This window comes from Pragia fontium (genome assembly GCF_900638655.1).
GTDB lineage: Bacteria > Pseudomonadota > Gammaproteobacteria > Enterobacterales > Enterobacteriaceae > Pragia > Pragia fontium.
In genome coordinates, this window is sequence record NZ_LR134531.1 from 3092979 (window position 1) to 3110261 (window position 17283).

The window sequence follows — 17283 nt, forward strand, 5'->3', positions numbered from 1 at the left end:
CAAAATATCGTCTAATTTTCAGGCCATTTATTTTTAAACCCAAGCAAATAAATGATTTAATATTGAATAATCGCGCATGTAAAACAAGTGTCGATATGAAAATTAAATAAATCAGATTTTTAAAAAATTTTAGATCGTAATAATTCTGGGGAAAGCGCCCAGAAAGGGTTAGCGCTCTTCATGTTATCGCGGGAGTGTTAGCAGTACATTGACGCTAAGCTAAAAAGTTATCCCAAAACGCAATTGCTTTTGGCTGTTCAGGAACCTGAAAGATCGTTGGCAATATAAAGCCAAATTCACGAGAGAAATAGTCAGCTAAATCATAGCCATAATAGATAATATCTGTCTGATACACCGATAATATCGGGTTCCCCTCTTCATAAGGTGTGGAGGGTATATAGCGATGGGAATAAACAGGAATGAGTTTAGGCCAGTGCTGATAATGCTGTTCAACTATCACTTTCTGCTGTGCAAAACTTTCCGGCCTTTCACCCCACTCGTCCAGCCAAAAACCATTAGCATCAATATCAAACAGCATCCCTTCTAATGGCCAGTTAAGACGTTTTTGGATCTCATCCTCTTTAGACTTAGAGTTTAACCCCTCACGCCAGTTAACAAATTTATTTGATATTGGTAAAGCCGTTTGCAGGAACAACCGAAGATCCGCTGGAAACAATATCTTAAAATCACACTGAATGGCGATCACTTCTTCATCGGATAACCCTTTAGCAAAGTGAACGCCTTTCGCCGCTAACAGCTTAACCAATACGCTTGCCTGTTCTCTGTTCATGCGTGTTTCGATAGCCCCCGATGCAATTGACCTTCTCTATCAACATGGAAATGTACGTTTTCAATTTTCAGTGAATCGGCATACTCTTCTGCCAACCACGTCATAGCAGATCGTATAATCCCGGCCACTTGCTTAGGCATCAAAGCATTAAGCTGAAAATGGCTTTGCCGCTCCGACTCAGGCATAGTGATGATCTCACCATAAAAAAACCATGGGTTATGATATTGATAATGAACAGTAATCCACGGCTTCACCTTATGCCCGGCAATCCATACTCGTAAAAATAGAAAATCTCCGTTGGCTGCATCCTGATCCCACAGTACCCGCCAGAAGAAAGAGATGTCGTCTACCTGAATTTTACGCAGCTTGTTTTTCATTTCTGTCCCTTGTTAATCACAATCAAAATATAACCGATATTTTCCAATCCTGTGTTTTATCATTCCCGTCAGCCCTATCAGCATATTGTCTCCCAGGTTTCTCCTGCCCTGCCTATCAACTGCTATAATGACTAACTAATCATTATATCTATAATGAATAAACTGCATCTTATGGTGCTCAATAAAGTAAGACAATCATGGTGATCTCTTAACCGCCAGTTTATTGTTTTTTCACCTTAACGGCTTAATCAATCAGGAAGGTATTGTTATGTACGATAACCTCACAAGTCTGGGCATTACTAATCCAAAACAGATTGATCGCTATAGTCTGCGTCAGGAAGCCAGTAACGACATACTGAAAATCTATTTTCGTAAGGAAAAAGGCGAGTTTTTTGCCAAAAGCGTTAAATTCAAATATCCACGCCAGCGTAAAACCATTTTAGCCAATCCAGGCGCTGAAAAGTCCTATAAAGAAGTTCATGAAATTAGCCCAAACCTTCGCTATGTTATCGAAGAGCTGGATCTGATTTGCCATGGTGAACGGATTGAAGTCGATCTGAAAAAGAAAATTCTTTCTGACCTGCGCCACCTTGAGCAGGTAGTCACTCATAAAATCTCAGAGATCGAAGCCGATCTGGAAAAACTGACCGCAAAGAATAAATAGTTCAATACCGGTGATGCCTTACCTATCCCCCTAATCCCATGGTCTGGGGGATAAATATCTCAACTTAATCATGCCATTATCGTCGACTTTCTATCGCTCACCTTTTACCGTATGAACTGTTAACTTTGTCACAAAGTTAACGTCCGGTATTTACATGCCCTTTAACATTCACAGCCAGAATGTTAGTCTGCCATGGTTGTAGCACGCCCTAGGATTGTTACTGCAAGTCACGCAGGCAAAACCTAAACCTCTGATGTTTTATCGCATTTGCGACCAAAACGCTCAGAGGTTTAGGTTTTTTTTTGTCCATAAAAAGCCGCTCGCCGCCGAAACATCGCGTACCGATCGGCTTCCAGCAGGTAACGACGTTCTTTGTCGACGACAAAGGTAAAGGATAGCCCAATGAAATACGAACAACTGGCCAAAGACATAATCAAAGGCGTTGGTGGAAAAAATAACGTAGCCAGTCTGGTCCACTGCGCAACCAGACTACGTTTTAAGCTTAATGACCATAAACGTGCTGACGCGGAATTCCTTAAACAGCACCCAGATATCATTATGGTGGTAGAAAGTGGCGGCCAGTTTCAGGTGGTCGTTGGCAATAACGTAGCCGATATTTTTAAAGCAATTAATCAGGTCGCTGGATTTACCGATGAATCCACCTCATCAGATAACTCAGAAAACGACAATAAAAAGGCCAACCTGCTTAATGCCTTTATTGATATTGTCTCCGGGATCTTTACCCCGGTACTTGGTGCCATGGCTGCCGCAGGTATTTTAAAAGGTTTGCTGGCACTGTTGGTTGCCCTGAAAATCATGTCGACAACTGAAGGCAGCTATAAAATTTTATATGCCGCCGGCGATGCATTGTTCTACTTTTTACCCATCGTATTAGGTTATACCGCCGGTAAAAAATTTGGCACCAACCCTTTCATCACCATGGTCATCGGTGGGGCACTGATCCATCCGACAATTTTACAGGCCCTCTCTGGCGCTCAACAGCCGGGAGCGGTTTCTCTCGACTTCTTCGGTATCCCTATCATGCTAATTAACTATAGCAATTCAGTGATACCGATTATTTTTGCCGCTTGGATATGCAGCATTCTGGAGCGCCAGTTCAACAAAATATTTCACAGCTCGTTTCGCAATCTGGTCACCCCATTTTTCTGTCTGGCAATTACCGTTCCGCTAACTTTTTTGCTTATTGGCCCGGTTGCCACTTGGGTGAGCCAGTTGCTTGCTGATGGCTATCTCACTATCTATACCCTTAATCCGATAATTGCTGGCGCGTTTATTGGTGCACTGTGGCAGGTCTTGGTGATATTTGGCCTGCATTGGGGTTTTATTCCACTGATGCTCAATAATCTGGCTACTCACCATAAAGACACTATGATGCCTTTGCTAATTCCGGCGGTATTTGGTCAAGTTGGTGCCAGCCTCGGTGTGATGCTACGCACCAAAGATATGAAAATGAAAACGCTGGCCGGTTCAGCGGTCACCGCAGGTATGTTTGGTATCACTGAACCTGCAGTCTATGGGGTCACCTTACCCAATAAGCGTCCCTTTATTTTTGGCTGTATCGGTGGTGCCATTGGCGGAGCCATCATTGGTTCGTTTAACACGGCAGTATATTCGTTTGGTCTGGTGAGCATATTCAGTTTTGCCCAAATTATTCCTGATACTGGTATTAACAACACGGTTTGGGGAGCGATTATTGGTACCTTAACTTCGGTGACTTTTGCCGCTGTCGCGACCTACTTCTTTGGCGTTAAAAATAACAAAGCGCAGGAAAATAGCGTCGAGACCACGGTGTCCGTATTGCCAGAGAAAACACCGGCATCCACTTCATCGCATAAAAACATGATAATTTTCAGCCCAATGAGCGGCAGTGTGATGCCATTGACCAGCGTTAACGATCCAACCTTTGCCAGCGAATTGATGGGAAAAGGCGTCGCCATTCTTCCTAACGTAGGACAAGTCATTTCCCCGGTTGACGGTACGGTAGAATCATTATTTAGAACCAAACATGCCATCGGGATTGTTTCAAACGAAGGAACGGAAATACTGATCCATGTGGGCATTGATACGGTCAAATTGGACGGAAAATTCTTTTATGCCCATGTGGATAGCGGTTCAACGGTTAAAAAAGGCGACCTGTTACTCACGTTTGATATGGACGAAATTCGTCAGGCCGGGTTCGATTTAACCACCCCGATTATTATTACCAACAGCGATGACTACATTGCCGTTATTGAATCACAGCAAACCAACATCAATGCGCAAGAGCCATTAATCACGCTCCTGAGCTAATGCAGACAGATTTCAATCAATATCGCGATAATACGATAAGGAGAACGAACATGAACCAAGCATTTCCCGATACGTTTTTATGGGGTGGCGCAACGGCAGCCAATCAGGTCGAAGGGGCTTATCTAACGGATAATAAGGGGCTATCCAGCTCCGACTTACAGCCTCAAGGGATCTTTGGCCCTACCGTTGAACGTAACAGCGATAATGAAAACGTCTACATTAAAGATATGGCCATCGACTTTTATCATCGTTATCCGGAAGATATCGCGCTGTTTGCTGAAATGGGCTTTAAATGTTTAAGAACCTCAATTGCCTGGACGCGTATCTTTCCCAACGGCGATGAACAACAGCCGAATGAAAGCGGTCTGGCATTTTACGATCGACTGTTTGATGAAATGAAAAAATATAACATCGAACCGCTGATTACCCTTTCTCATTATGAAATGCCCTATGGACTGATCAAAAACTACGGCGGCTGGGGAAATCGTCAGCTAATCGACTTTTTTGAAAACTACGCCAAAACCGTATTTACCCGTTATAAAGACAAGGTAAAACATTGGCTGACCTTCAATGAAATCAATATGTCATTACACGCGCCTTTCACCGGCGTTGGGCTTCCACCAGACAGCAGTAAAAGTGAAATCTATCAGGCCATTCATCATCAGCTAGTTGCCAGCGCCAAAGCAGTGAAAGCCTGTCGGGACATTATTCCTGATGCCAAAATCGGCAATATGCTGCTCGGTGGTATTGTCTACCCATTAACCTGCAAACCTGAGGACGTACTAAAAGCCCATCATGAAAATAACAGTTGGCTATTCTTTGGCGATGTTCAGGTCAGAGGGCGCTATCCAGGCTATATGCAACGCTATTTTCAGGAAAATAATATCAGCATCACTATTACCGATGAAGATAAGCAGTGGCTACAAAACACCGTCGATTTTATCTCCTTTAGCTACTACATGAGTGGATGCGCCACCACCGATGAAACGCTAAGCACCGCCAAAGGAAATATTCTCAGTATGGTTCCAAACCCTTATCTACCAAGCTCTGAATGGGGATGGCAGGTTGATCCGCAGGGTTTACGCTATTTACTCAACGTTCTATATGACCGCTATCAGAAACCATTATTTATTGTTGAAAACGGTCTCGGTGCCAAAGACTTGCCTGATACCGAAGGAAATATCAATGACGATTACCGGATTCAATACTTAAACGATCATTTAGTTCAGGTTGGGGAAGCAATTAAAGATGGCGTTGACGTCATGGGCTATACCAGTTGGGGGCCGATCGATTTAGTCAGCGCATCCAGTGCTGAAATGTCAAAACGCTACGGTTTTATTTACGTTGACCGTAATGATAACGGTGAGGGTAGTTTAGAAAGACGACGTAAGAAAAGCTTCCACTGGTATCAATCGGTGATTAGCAGTAATGGAAAAGCCTTGAAAAAGTGAGCCTAGCTATAAACAGACAAGCTGTTTAAAACAGCTACCCTGAATAAGGCTCGCCCTAACGGTTCAAGTTGGCCCTCGGCCAACTTGTCCAGCGTCACTAATATGACAACGATGCACAATCGGCAGACCTTCAGTACACAGTAATAGAAATACAGATTTGTGATCTGCCGCCAAGCCCGACATAAAACAGTTTGATGATATTGATTCAATACGTATCATAATGACCATCACAGGATTGTTACTGCGAAATGCAGGCAAAACCTGACAACCGTTTTATCTGCGGTGGTCAGGTTTTTTTATTTTCAGGGTTTTTATGAATATTGATAAAATATTAAACAATAATGTTGTGATCGTTTCTGATGAGAACGGCGATGAGCTCGTTGTCATGGGGCGTGGGCTGGGCTTTAAAAAGAAGGCCGGTGATGCATTAGATAAAACGCTGATAGAAAAGGTTTTCTCAGTTAAAAACCAAGAAATCACCTCTCATCTTGAGAAGCTACTGGCTGAAATCCCTGCGGAGATTATGACCACCAGCGAGAAAATTATCCGCTATGCTCAACAAAACCTGCCCACTGAATTGCATTCCAGTATTTATATCTCCCTGACCGATCACATCAATTTTGCGATTGAGCGCCACAAAAAAGGGTTGGATATCAAAAATGGTCTGCTGTGGGAAACCAAACACCTGTATCCTAAAGAGTTTGCTATTGGTCTGGAAGCATTAAATATCATAGAAAAACGGCTTAACGTAAAACTGCCCGAAGATGAAGCCGGCTTTATCACCCTGCATATCATTAATGCTCAGTTAAATGATGATATCTCTAATGTGATTAACATGACCAAAATAATGCAGGAAATCATGCAAATCGTTAAGTACCATTTTAATTTGGACTATAACGAGCAGGCACTCAGCTATCACCGATTTGTCACACATTTGAAATTTTTTGCTCAACGTATGATGAATAACAATTATGTCAGCAGTGAAGATGAATCATTGCATGATGTCATTAAGGATAAATATGTTAAGTCCTATATCTGCACGCAAAAAATTAGCCAACATTTGAAAAAACATTACCAGCATGAATTAACTAAGGAAGAGATGCTATTTCTGACTATCCATATTGAGAGAGTTCGGAGCGAAGCCAATAGTTAACATGGTAATTAGATTTCCCAGCTATATTTAATATTTTTCAGCCATAAGAAATATCGACCTAATTAATATGCAACCACCGTCACAAAAGCCATATAAAAATGTAACACCATATTGACTGAAATACGCCGTATGCTAGTCTGAACCTCGAATTTAGGATTGTTACTGTCTTCAGGCAAAACCTAAACCACTGATCGAATTTATTTATCTTTATGATGAATTGGTCAGTGGTTTAGGTTTTTTTTTGCTTGAAAAAAGGGTGGTTAATATGAAAACAACAAGTCCGAACTTCATTAATCATCCAAATAATTTTTGTAATACAGACATATTTTCCACTCATTGAAAGCAAATGAACAATTATTCTGATAAATGGAGAACATCATGAAACATCGCTTAATCTTCAGTGCACTGGCACTCTCCCTGAGTGCATCAGCCATGGCCGCTCAATCACCTCGCATACTTATCGTCAACGATGATGGCTGTGAATCCGAAGGAACCGTTTCTCTACAGCATAAACTGGCGGCCAAAGGCTACGACGTCTGGATTGTCGCCCCAAGTACCAACCAGAGCGGTATTGGTTCCGCTATTACTTTCAAGCCAAACAAAATATTTGATGTTAAGAAGCTCGGTGATAAACACTACTGTTTCCCAGGAACGCCGGCTGATGCTCTGGACTTCGGGGTACTTGGCGTACTCAAAGATACCCCACCGGATCTGGTTATCTCCGGTGTTAACGATGGCCCCAATACCGGCGTTGCCCAGCTTAACTCGGGGACAGTGGGTGCCGCCGTTCGTGCGGTACGCTATGGCTACCCTGCTCTGGCAGTAAGCATTGGCTATATTCTGAACGATGAAGAAATGAAAAACGGCTGGCCAAGCACCCATAAATATTGGCCAGACTCGGTAGATTATGTGGTTGATATGGTCGATACCCTAAGTAAACAGTGGAAACCTGGCACACCAATTCTGCCAAAAGGTTCTGGCCTAAGCATTAACTATCCTGCTCAGCCTAAAGATAAAATCGCCGGCGTAAAATACATTCCGAACGAATATAATCCAATTCCTCAACACTACTACAAGCTCTTACCGGATGGTAAAGCTCAACAGATTATGAGTGCCGACGTCTTAAAACCAAGCTCGGCTGATACCGATACAGGTTGGTTAAATAAAGACTATATTACCTACACCATTTTTGATGGTGACTGGAACGCCTTTAAATTTCAACCCGACTATGAGCAGCTATTAAATACACCAAACCTACAACACCCGGGTAAAGGTAATAAATAAAAGGGCTCACGATGGATTAATAAGCCTCATATTACTAGGGGCTTTTTAAACTAAAGCTGAATGAGTCTGCCTATAAAATTTAATTATTCAAGTTATTACTCTTTATTAACAGGGAAGTTAATCTTTCGGGTATTTTTATTATTTTCTAAAGAATCAGGTTTATATTTTGGTGATAAAAATGAAAAAAATCATAGGACCATGCCTAATAGCCAGCTTAATATCATTAACGGCAAACGCGACTAGCAGTGATAAAAATAATACAGCTAGTCCTCTGGCGAATAATCCGTTCTTTCAGGATGCAAAATTAGATATATCAACACGAAACTATTGGAAATACTTAAAAGAAGATGAGTCCCAGCCTAAAGAAGTACATTCGGCTTGGGGACAAAATGTTATTTTAAAATTTGAATCAGGCTATTTTGCTGACTTTATTGGCTTTGATGCTACCTACACCAGTGTCATCAAACTCGCAGCCAGTGATTATTTTTCAACTCGATCACTCCTTTATAATGATGGCCCCGGATTTGATAAAAGTAACGCCGCCGGATTCAATAAAATGGGCGAACGTTATGTCAAAATAAAATATGTTTTGGACGATCTAAAATTCAATGCAAAAGGTGGCTGGCAAATTATAAAAAATACGGGGATCCTCACCGCCTCCAATCGTCTATCGCAAAATAGTTATCTGGGCTACAGCGGCCAAGTTAGCTATGAGAATTTGTCATTAGATGCGGTCTATGTGACCAGTTCGATCAACCGCGATGCTCCGGATAAAGTCCACTTCCTCACTAAAGACAACCGTGTTATTGATAACATTATTTCTACTGGCTTAAACTATAAAGATAAAGATTTATCAGCCGCTTATTTCTATGGTGAAGCAGATAACTATCTCAGACGTCATGGAATGGAACTCTCCTACCGTGCCAATCAACACCTCACCCTTGGCAGCCAGATTTATGGTACTTATGCCTTAGATGATTATAAATCTATGTCCGCCAGTAGAAAGGAATTTGATAATCACGCGTGGCACTATGCCTTCGATGCCAAGTGGCAGCAGCAGAAATGGGGCAATAAGCTAGGGATTGCCTATACTCGTGCAGAAAAAAATAACGCTATTGGTTATTACGCTCGCCACGTATCGAAGAACATGCGCGGACGCTTTAATGCGATGACCTCAGCAGGTTCCGACTACATGCGAGACGGTGAACTGGCCCTGTCAACGGCAACTGACTATCTGGTCACCCCCGATCTCAAGATGGGATTATTAATGAACTATGGACAGTTTGATTATAAAAGTAATACCGTCAGAACTGGAGAAGTGAACGTATTTGGCCACTGGATACCCAAAGATAATACCTTCAAAAACCTCTCTATTTTTGCCATGTTTGGCCCGGGCTGGTCATATAAACATAAAAACAGAACACCCACTTTATATAACGGAGACGTAGGCCGAGCCCACAACCTGGCTGGTGAAATCATTATCGATTATAAATTTAACCTATTCTAAACCAAATAAATTAAAGCAATAAATAAAGGAATGATGATATGAGATTATTACTAAAACCATTAACGATTTTTATACTGTTTATCTTATCGATATCCAACGTTTTTGCCACGGAAGTCACGATATATCTGACTCGCCATGGAAAGACCATGTTTAACACGGTACATCGCGCCCAAGGCTGGTCCGACACACCGCTAACTCAGGCCGGTATTGATGTCGCACAACAGCTAGGCCGTGGCTTAAAAGGGACACCGTTTATCGCGGTTTACTCAAGCGACTTAGGTAGAGCGAGACAAACCGCCAGAGTGATATTAAATGCGCAAGGTGACACAACCAATCCAGTTATCGAAATGCCCGGATTACGTGAAAGCTGTTTTGGAATCTATGAGGGCGACTTGGATCCTAACATGTGGAATCCGGCGGCCAAGCACCTTGGATACGCATCATCTGACGCGTTAATGGCCGAATTTTCTGCCGGTAAAGTGAATATTTCGAAAATGATCGATGCGATTGCCGCTGTCGATACCATCAATATGGCTGAGAATTACGTTACCGTCAGGGATCGTATGAAAACCTCATTAAAAACCATCGCTGAATCAGCACAAAAGCAAGGGGGTGGAGATGTGCTCATCGTTTCTCATGGTGTCGCCATTTCAGCACTGCTTAACGAAATGACCGATAAACCAATCAACACACCACCGGCCAATGCCAGCGTAAGCAAAATTCGTTATACCAGCGACGGCAAATTTATTGTCGAAAGCATTAATGACATGAGCTACGTAGAGAAAGGAAAATGACCATAACGCTGTAATGGTAAAGGAAGCATCAAATAAAAGGTCGGATTTAATGCATAATGCCGAACAGTTAAAAAAAGGTGAGCAGTTTATCTTTAGCCCTTTATATTGAGCGCTGGAATTCATCCGACAACTGAGTGAGGAAACACGTCCAGCAGGGATGCTGGGCGAAGCGCAGGAAAGGGCTGAGGAATCCCCGCAAATTTTTTCTTTAGGGATTCAAAGGATTAAAGTAGGCGTTTTGTGAGCGATATGTTCCATCTTATTAGTAACTCAGTCAGAATATGATCACAAATGTCTCTTCCCTCTCCGTCATTCCGGTGAAAACCGGAATCCAGGTTTTAGCTTAATATCCACACTCGGCTTAAGAACGAGATCCCCGCTTTCGCAGGGATGACGGTATAAATAATAGTCAGAATTCAAGCTTATTTTTCTGGGGAGCCTTCAATGCAGAGGGCGTTCGCCCTAACGCCCTTTGCTCGGCCACGTCCACTAACGTTAATTTATTCTCTGTACTGATAATGGACGAAACTTTCACCGTTATTAAGTTTAACTGGCAAGTATTGCAAATTTAATTCGACCTTTTTATCCATCAATAAGCCGCCCCAACAGATTTTCAGCACCATCGAGACGATACCCTTACAGCTTCAGATAACCATTATTTAACCAACATTCCCCACTGGCGAACCCAGTCGGCAGCAAAGACTTCAGGTTCAGGCACTTCTGTCGCATCAATCATCAACACATCACCAAGGCGAGTTGCGCCTTGCTCCTGCAATAGCGCATCAAACTGTTTGCCCGCGCCGCAGAAGCTATCATAGCTACTATCTCCTAGCGCAATAACGCCATAGCGTAGCTTCGGCTGATGACCAACAGAATCTTTAATATCATAAAACAGCGATTCAATAGAGTCCGGGAAATCCCCCTGTCCGGTGGTTGAGGTGACAACCAATACCGTGTCCTGCAGATAAACCGTCCAGTCCTCCAACGTTCCTTCATCAAACACAGCAACGTCATGCCCTTGTTCCTGTAACAGGGTTTGCGCTTGTTCCGCAACAAGCTGGGCATTACCATAAACGGTACCCACAAAAATACCTATTTTTGCCATGCTTTTATTCTCTCTATTTTTTAACCAATTAACGCTTCAAGCTATCCTGAGTTATTGATGGATTAATTTCAACCCCATTATATTCAGGGCATTGCTCAGTCCATCCAAACGCGGTCATCAGATCTTGCCAACGCTGTTCCCACGGTGCCGAAATCAGCAACGGTTCACCCGTAACTGGATGAGTTAAGGATAGATGACTGGCATGTAGCATCAATCGCTGACAGCCAAAATGCTCGGCAATCGCACGGTTATGTCGTAAGTCACCGTGAGCGCTATCACCAATAATGGGATGAAAAATATGCTTCATATGGCGACGTAACTGATGTTTGCGCCCGGTTTGTGGCATCAGTTCGACCAAGCTATAGCGGGCTGTATCATAACGCCCTACCGCCATTGGCACCTCCACCTGCGAAAGCGCCCGATAGTGGCTAACAGCAGGCTGAGCCTCTTTATTCTCTTGAGCAAACTTATCCGCGATTTTATCCAGCTGTTCAACTAATGCATGGTCGATGGTACCGGAATCGGTCACGTAGCCACGAACCACTGCATGATAAACTTTCTGAATCTGATGCTGTTCAAACTGCTGTGACAGTTGCCTGGCTACATCGCTGGACAGCGCCATCAACAATACGCCGGAAGTAGGCCGATCCAACCGATGGACGGTAAATACATGCTGGCCAATTTGATCGCGAACCGTCTGCATGACGACCACTTTTTCATGGCGATCTAACCAACTGCGATGAACTAACCAGCCAGATGGCTTATTAACCGCCACCAGATGTTCATCCTGATACAAAATCATCATAAAAGCCTACTTTTATATATTTATCATACAGATAACCAACTTAGTTTATTATATTATAACCGTCAGCACTCACTGAAGCCCCATAAATTTTCATCGAGTCATCAGCCTTGGTGTATAGGGAGGTACCTGAGACGGCGGGGGATAAATTGGCGAGTATCAATCACCTTGTCACTCAAGCAACGATGTTTTATGAGTATTCAATATCTCAGAGCGCCTTATGTACATCGCCACGCCCATTTAATATCAGTGATGAAAACTTATCGAGCATAGATCTATCAACAACAATAGACTAAGTTAATTATACCGGTAGACGATCTTATATTACGATCGAGCTACCGGTCATACCCGTTATCAGAAGCTATAGCGATAACCAATGCCCACACCCAAGGCATTGCTGAACTTATCACCACTGCCCGTATTCACTTCCGTAAAGACAGAATTGTTTTTATTCATCTGCCAGTTCACACCAAGATTAGACTGAAAATGATAGCCATCTAAATCACTCTTCATCGTGGTACCACTGGACTTCACGTCCCCACCACTAACGTTTTGCTTTAATACTGTCAGATCTAAATACGGCTGAACAAACGCATCAGAAGCACTCGTAGTGATAGTTTTACCTATATTTAGTCCTAAGCCATACTGAAACACATCAGAAGACTCTTTCTTCACCTTAATCTGACTGATTCCTCGTGTATTAAACTTAGCACTGCCACTGCGTAAATAAGCTAGTTTAATCGATGGTTCCACATAGAAGCTGTCCTGAAGGGCATAACGTTGACCAATATCCAATCCTAAACTCACCGCATTGCTGTTCATATCGTAAGACGTTTTAGTCCCTTGCTCAGTATAAGCATCATCATGAGTCTTAAGGCGATACCCTTGTGCCACCACATCCGCAAATAAACCGGAGCTATGGACATACATGCCGTAAATACCGGTCGTGTAGATATCTGAATCACCGTGACTATTATTAACACAATACTTATTCTTAGCAGTCCCTACACCGGTAAAGATGCCTGAAATCAGAGTATTGTTATCGCTAATATCCCAGGATTTATCTACTCCAATATAGGTCACGTTGGTGTTAATCTTGAACTTATGCCCCACTACATCAGAACTAACTTCGGTGTTTGTATAGAAGTTATTAATCCACAACGTAGCATCATGGTCGCCTTTAATGCCCATCAGACGTAAGCCGTCGATATGCTGCGCCACGTTACGAGATTGATTTAATAAATCGATGGTCTGAGCGACAGAAGCGCTCTGTATTGTGCGAGCCAGGTCACTTACCTGATTAATCTTTTGCGGGTTTGGTGTGAAACTATCCTCAGGTATAAACTTATTAAAAGAGCCATCAGGGTTATAAGCATTACCGCTCTTCATGGTGTCGTCATCACCGCCACCGTGGGACGCACCAGTACCATCACCATTAACTAACCAATAGCCGGTACCTGAATTATCCGCAGTTAAGTGATAGCGATACATGCCCGCATCCCGATACTGACTACCCGTTAAAGCCACCTCCGTGCTGCTGCCTACGCCACCTTGAATAATCCGCAACGATTCGTTTGGTGCTGAGGGCCCCACACCGTAGTTAGTAACATCAACCAAATAACGCCCCGTCATGGCACCATTAACCGAGACTAAATCACCTTTACCCTGCCCTAAATCTGTCGACATTCGAATATTAGCAAGCCCCCCATCAGTTTGTGCCATATCACTAATCGATAAGAAAGTTTTAAATGGAGAAGAGGGGATTTTCCGAGCAAAGGTGGCCATCGTCATATCAGGCCGCCCAAAGTCAAGGATACTATTATTGTCCATCTTGACTCTGGTAAAACTGGAGGAAGCATTTGCCATTTGATAGATAGCGTTATTTTTTAACCACAAATTGATGTTGCGGCCATTACCATTCCAGATCCCCCCCTCATTGATGGACAGATTGATATTTCCTTTGCCATTTTTAATTACGTCACCGCGTAAAGTACCGCCATTGTTGATACCAAAATCAATTCGACCATTACCATTATTAGTCAGTCCACCGTCAACAATACCACCACCGATGCTACCGCTGATATTACCATCACCGTTATTGATTATATTGCCTTGCAAACTGGAGCCGTGATCAACATTAATATTCAAGCCACCAGTACCATTGTTGATTGCCCCACCACCAATGACCGTGCCGTAGTCAACATTAATCATTGTATTACCGGCAAAATGGTCAACAATGATGCCATCGGTAACTTGCGAAGCATCTACGTTTTTGAGATTCAATTCAAAAAATAAATTCACCGCATTTGGATCTGAATCTATGTAGTGCATGTAGAGCAGTTGCGATGATGAAATAACGGTATTGACTATATTAATGATATCCTTACCATAAATATTCTCTGAATTTGGTGCTGGTGGTGTTGCAGAGCTATGACTGTACCTTATAGCAAGGCCAGTATTGATTTCTCCGCCTCTCATATTAATGGTAGCGCCGAAAGGCCCACTTCCTCCGCCCGCGATATTTGCGATTTGAAGGCCTGCTATTTGATCAGAGTTCGGAGCACTAATGACAACATTATCTAAGTTCATAACAGTACCTTCTCCCCGAACGCCAGCAACAGCAACCGTATTTGGAGCACCCGTTAATTCAGATGTTAAGTGCGTTAGAGTTGCATCTTTTAGACTCGTATTGGCACCACTGACAGCATAAAAAACGCCTCCCTGTAGGCCATGATTTCCAATTATTGTTGCCCCTTCACCTATCGTGAAAACACCTTTACCTATAGCACCAACTCCACCACCCGTGATATACGCATTTTTACCGATGGTGACATGATAAGAATCACTATCAATGTTGGCCGTATAGATATCAATTGCAGGAGCATTAAGGGCTGTACTATTGATTATTAAGCCATCTCCAATATTCGCTATTATATTGCTATTACTACTAGCAGACAGCTTAAGTCCTTTACCATCGAGTGTGGCGCGTTCACCCAGAGTCAGGGAACCGTTAGAAACAGCAAGGAGATGCAATATTTGGTTGAGATGATTATTTGCCTGAAAATCACTACCTATCGTTAAATGACTATCAGTAAGAGAAGTCCGAAAATTATCAAAAATAACGTTATTGCCTAAAGTAATTTTACTTCCGCCCGTTGCTACAACACCATGTATTCCAGATAAACCCGTATATTTAAGATGTAGGCTTGATAGTGCACGCCCATCAATAGTTCCCGCACTTGCCGCTGAAAGAAATTCATCAGACGAACTGCTGCTGTGGGTATTGGAAGTGACATATTGAGTTGTTCCGATGGCATTCACCCATGGCGCAGCTACCGACGTACCACTCAAAGTTGCTAAAGCTGTAATTAACAAAAATTTTATTGGATTGGTAAGCTCTAAAGCTGGCTCGATCCTGTCAGTAGCTATTGAGAACGATTTCATTACCGTATTAGACTTCTTCTTCCCTTTTGCTAATTCAGACGCAACTACACATAGCCCCGTAGAATGGCTGTAAATCGATGTGAATATCTTATTCATTATTTTTTCATTCCCTTTAGCGACAAATAACTTATGCAAATAAATAACAGTGATTGTGCGTACTAACGTTATTGAACTGAAATCAATTCTTTTCATATAAGAAAGAACCGCCACAATAGATGAGGTATATAGACCTACATCGCAGGCAAAATAAAATCGAATTAAAAAATCATCAAATTGTTAATAACGATCGATAACAAAATAATGATAGCCAAAAACTATCGACATTATAAAACTGATCGTCAATACCTATAAATTAAGTTACTTAAATCCAATGAAATCAATACAATATGTAACCAACAACAAACAACAGTAGCGTTATTAAGCATAAGCAAATCACGTAACGAGCACTCAAAAAAACAAATAAAAAAACATTTTAATGAATTATCCACCCCATCATAAATATAATCACGCCATTAATTACTGACATTTAAATAATGTCAGTATAAATAGTTATTGGTAATTGCAGAATAAAATAAATATTTAATTTAATATTAAAATTAATTAACGATAAAGATGTCTACTCATTATTAAGAATATTGTTGCTTTATGATTCATAATAATATTACAAGTAGTGTTCCTACTGCCCGTAATTAATAGGATAAAAATAAGCACGATAATAGGTCATGTTTTATCAGATAAAAACACCTTACAACTATCGCATCATGTCAGACCTGATAATAAATGACCTCCTCTACATTATTCTCTTCTTCTCGAAGGGCTGAATTCTTTATTCAGCAGAGCATCAATGCTCTTAAGGGTATCGATCAGTTCCTGATGATCTTCCGGACGCGGATTAAACGCTTCCTCAAAATAGGGTGCGATCGCAATACGTGCAGGTAACGGTTGATGCGCCTCAATCACCGCTCTCATACGAGGAACAAACACCCACTGTAACCACTCTTCCGGCGACATGGTGTCAATACTAAATGGTTCCTGGCTGTCGAAGGCGCTAAGTTCAGGGGGAGTCAAACTCCATAAATCCTGTTGATGCATCAATTGCTCTACTTTCGTCAGCAACATCCATACCTGATTCTCTAAGTTCATGCTCTCTCGTTTAATTAGGCGCACAAGCCATGCGGTAGCTATCGGGAAAAGTCGCCCATCATACCATTTTGATTAATTGGCGTAAAAACAGGAAAAATGTCCCACGGCGAAAAACCGTAGAGAATGGGTATATCAAGACATTGGCTAATAACAGGATTCGCCACAAAGAAAAAGGCCCACTGCATATACAGTGGGCCCAGTCCGTTTTATAGCAATCCAGCTACTCTTGTTGCTTCCCTGCTCAATCCCTGAAAACTTTATCCATGTTGGTTATCCTAACCACACTATCCTTAGCAGCGTCCTACTTTCTTCCTGACGAGTCATCCTGCATCATCCTGATGCCTGTCCCTGTTAGTCTTCCTGACCCCCTACACTCCGGTAGGTATTCGTTCTCCATCCTGGAGGTGTCCGCTAGTTTTATCCTTAAACTGTCCTACCATCTTCCTGATGGTTTCAATC

The 17283-nt window shown here is 42.3% G+C and carries 13 protein-coding genes; 7 read left to right on the forward strand and 6 right to left on the reverse strand.

Going from position 1 to position 17283, the window contains the following annotated elements:
- Positions 1 to 214: 214 nt before the first annotated feature.
- Both EL341_RS13445 and EL341_RS13450 read right to left on the reverse strand, forming a co-directional pair.
- The gene (locus EL341_RS13445; protein ID WP_083399651.1) at positions 215 to 790 is read right to left on the reverse strand and encodes a hypothetical protein; all 576 of its coding nucleotides are present in this window, start codon (positions 788 to 790) and stop codon (positions 215 to 217) included.
- Complete coding sequence (locus EL341_RS13450; protein WP_074821983.1) at positions 787 to 1167, reverse strand: hypothetical protein; 381 nt, start codon at positions 1165 to 1167, stop codon at positions 787 to 789. The genes EL341_RS13445 and EL341_RS13450 overlap by 4 nt, the downstream gene beginning before the upstream one ends.
- A 268-nt stretch (positions 1168 to 1435) precedes the next feature.
- Between EL341_RS13450 and EL341_RS13455 the strand changes: the two genes are divergently transcribed.
- The 7 genes from EL341_RS13455 (at position 1436) to EL341_RS13485 (ending at position 10330) form a co-directional block, all read left to right on the forward strand.
- Positions 1436 to 1831, forward strand: coding sequence for a DUF3461 family protein (locus tag EL341_RS13455; protein WP_047781789.1), 396 nt, complete (start codon positions 1436 to 1438; stop codon positions 1829 to 1831).
- 402 nt (positions 1832 to 2233) lie between these two features.
- Complete coding sequence (gene bglF / locus EL341_RS13460) at positions 2234 to 4141, forward strand: PTS beta-glucoside transporter subunit IIABC (protein ID WP_074821980.1); 1908 nt, start codon at positions 2234 to 2236, stop codon at positions 4139 to 4141.
- 50 nt (positions 4142 to 4191) lie between these two features.
- The gene (locus EL341_RS13465) at positions 4192 to 5592 is read left to right on the forward strand and encodes a glycoside hydrolase family 1 protein (RefSeq protein ID WP_074821977.1); all 1401 of its coding nucleotides are present in this window, start codon (positions 4192 to 4194) and stop codon (positions 5590 to 5592) included.
- 313 nt (positions 5593 to 5905) lie between these two features.
- Positions 5906 to 6745, forward strand: a complete 840-nt coding sequence (gene licT, locus EL341_RS13470) for a BglG family transcription antiterminator LicT (RefSeq protein ID WP_074821975.1) — start codon at positions 5906 to 5908, stop codon at positions 6743 to 6745.
- A 378-nt stretch (positions 6746 to 7123) separates the two neighbouring features.
- Positions 7124 to 8029: a 5'/3'-nucleotidase SurE gene (gene surE / locus EL341_RS13475; RefSeq protein ID WP_074821972.1), complete on the forward strand. Its 906-nt coding sequence runs from the start codon at positions 7124 to 7126 to the stop codon at positions 8027 to 8029.
- Between the two features lie 178 nt (positions 8030 to 8207).
- Positions 8208 to 9536, forward strand: a complete 1329-nt coding sequence (locus tag EL341_RS13480) for an OprD family outer membrane porin (RefSeq protein WP_074821970.1) — start codon at positions 8208 to 8210, stop codon at positions 9534 to 9536.
- Between the two features lie 38 nt (positions 9537 to 9574).
- The gene (locus tag EL341_RS13485; protein ID WP_126468014.1) at positions 9575 to 10330 is read left to right on the forward strand and encodes a histidine phosphatase family protein; all 756 of its coding nucleotides are present in this window, start codon (positions 9575 to 9577) and stop codon (positions 10328 to 10330) included.
- Positions 10331 to 10985: 655 nt separating this feature from the next.
- Here the strand turns inward: EL341_RS13485 and EL341_RS13490 are convergent.
- From EL341_RS13490 to EL341_RS13505, 4 genes are all read right to left on the reverse strand, one after another.
- Entirely contained in the window at positions 10986 to 11435 is a 450-nt protein-coding gene (locus EL341_RS13490; protein ID WP_074821964.1) for a flavodoxin, read from the reverse strand.
- A 28-nt stretch (positions 11436 to 11463) separates the two neighbouring features.
- A complete protein-coding gene (gene truC, locus EL341_RS13495) occupies positions 11464 to 12240 on the reverse strand; it encodes a tRNA pseudouridine(65) synthase TruC (RefSeq protein ID WP_074821960.1) in 777 nt (258 codons plus the stop codon).
- Positions 12241 to 12591: 351 nt separating this feature from the next.
- A complete protein-coding gene (locus tag EL341_RS13500; protein WP_126468016.1) occupies positions 12592 to 15873 on the reverse strand; it encodes an autotransporter outer membrane beta-barrel domain-containing protein in 3282 nt (1093 codons plus the stop codon).
- Positions 15874 to 16476: 603 nt separating this feature from the next.
- Positions 16477 to 16824, reverse strand: a complete 348-nt coding sequence (locus EL341_RS13505) for a YqcC family protein (protein ID WP_114986983.1) — start codon at positions 16822 to 16824, stop codon at positions 16477 to 16479.
- Positions 16825 to 17283 lie beyond the last annotated feature (459 nt).

Coding starts and splice junctions, on each gene's coding strand:
- EL341_RS13485 (WP_126468014.1), top strand. CDS start 9,575: ATGAGATTATTACTAAAACCATTAACGATTTTTATACTGTTTATCTTA.
- EL341_RS13445 (WP_083399651.1), bottom strand. CDS start 790: ATGAACAGAGAACAGGCAAGCGTATTGGTTAAGCTGTTAGCGGCGAAA.
- EL341_RS13455 (WP_047781789.1), top strand. CDS start 1,436: ATGTACGATAACCTCACAAGTCTGGGCATTACTAATCCAAAACAGATT.
- truC (WP_074821960.1), bottom strand. CDS start 12,240: ATGATGATTTTGTATCAGGATGAACATCTGGTGGCGGTTAATAAGCCA.
- EL341_RS13465 (WP_074821977.1), top strand. CDS start 4,192: ATGAACCAAGCATTTCCCGATACGTTTTTATGGGGTGGCGCAACGGCA.
- licT (WP_074821975.1), top strand. CDS start 5,906: ATGAATATTGATAAAATATTAAACAATAATGTTGTGATCGTTTCTGAT.
- EL341_RS13490 (WP_074821964.1), bottom strand. CDS start 11,435: ATGGCAAAAATAGGTATTTTTGTGGGTACCGTTTATGGTAATGCCCAG.
- EL341_RS13505 (WP_114986983.1), bottom strand. CDS start 16,824: ATGAACTTAGAGAATCAGGTATGGATGTTGCTGACGAAAGTAGAGCAA.
- EL341_RS13500 (WP_126468016.1), bottom strand. CDS start 15,873: ATGAAAAGAATTGATTTCAGTTCAATAACGTTAGTACGCACAATCACT.
- EL341_RS13480 (WP_074821970.1), top strand. CDS start 8,208: ATGAAAAAAATCATAGGACCATGCCTAATAGCCAGCTTAATATCATTA.
- bglF (WP_074821980.1), top strand. CDS start 2,234: ATGAAATACGAACAACTGGCCAAAGACATAATCAAAGGCGTTGGTGGA.
- EL341_RS13450 (WP_074821983.1), bottom strand. CDS start 1,167: ATGAAAAACAAGCTGCGTAAAATTCAGGTAGACGACATCTCTTTCTTC.
- surE (WP_074821972.1), top strand. CDS start 7,124: ATGAAACATCGCTTAATCTTCAGTGCACTGGCACTCTCCCTGAGTGCA.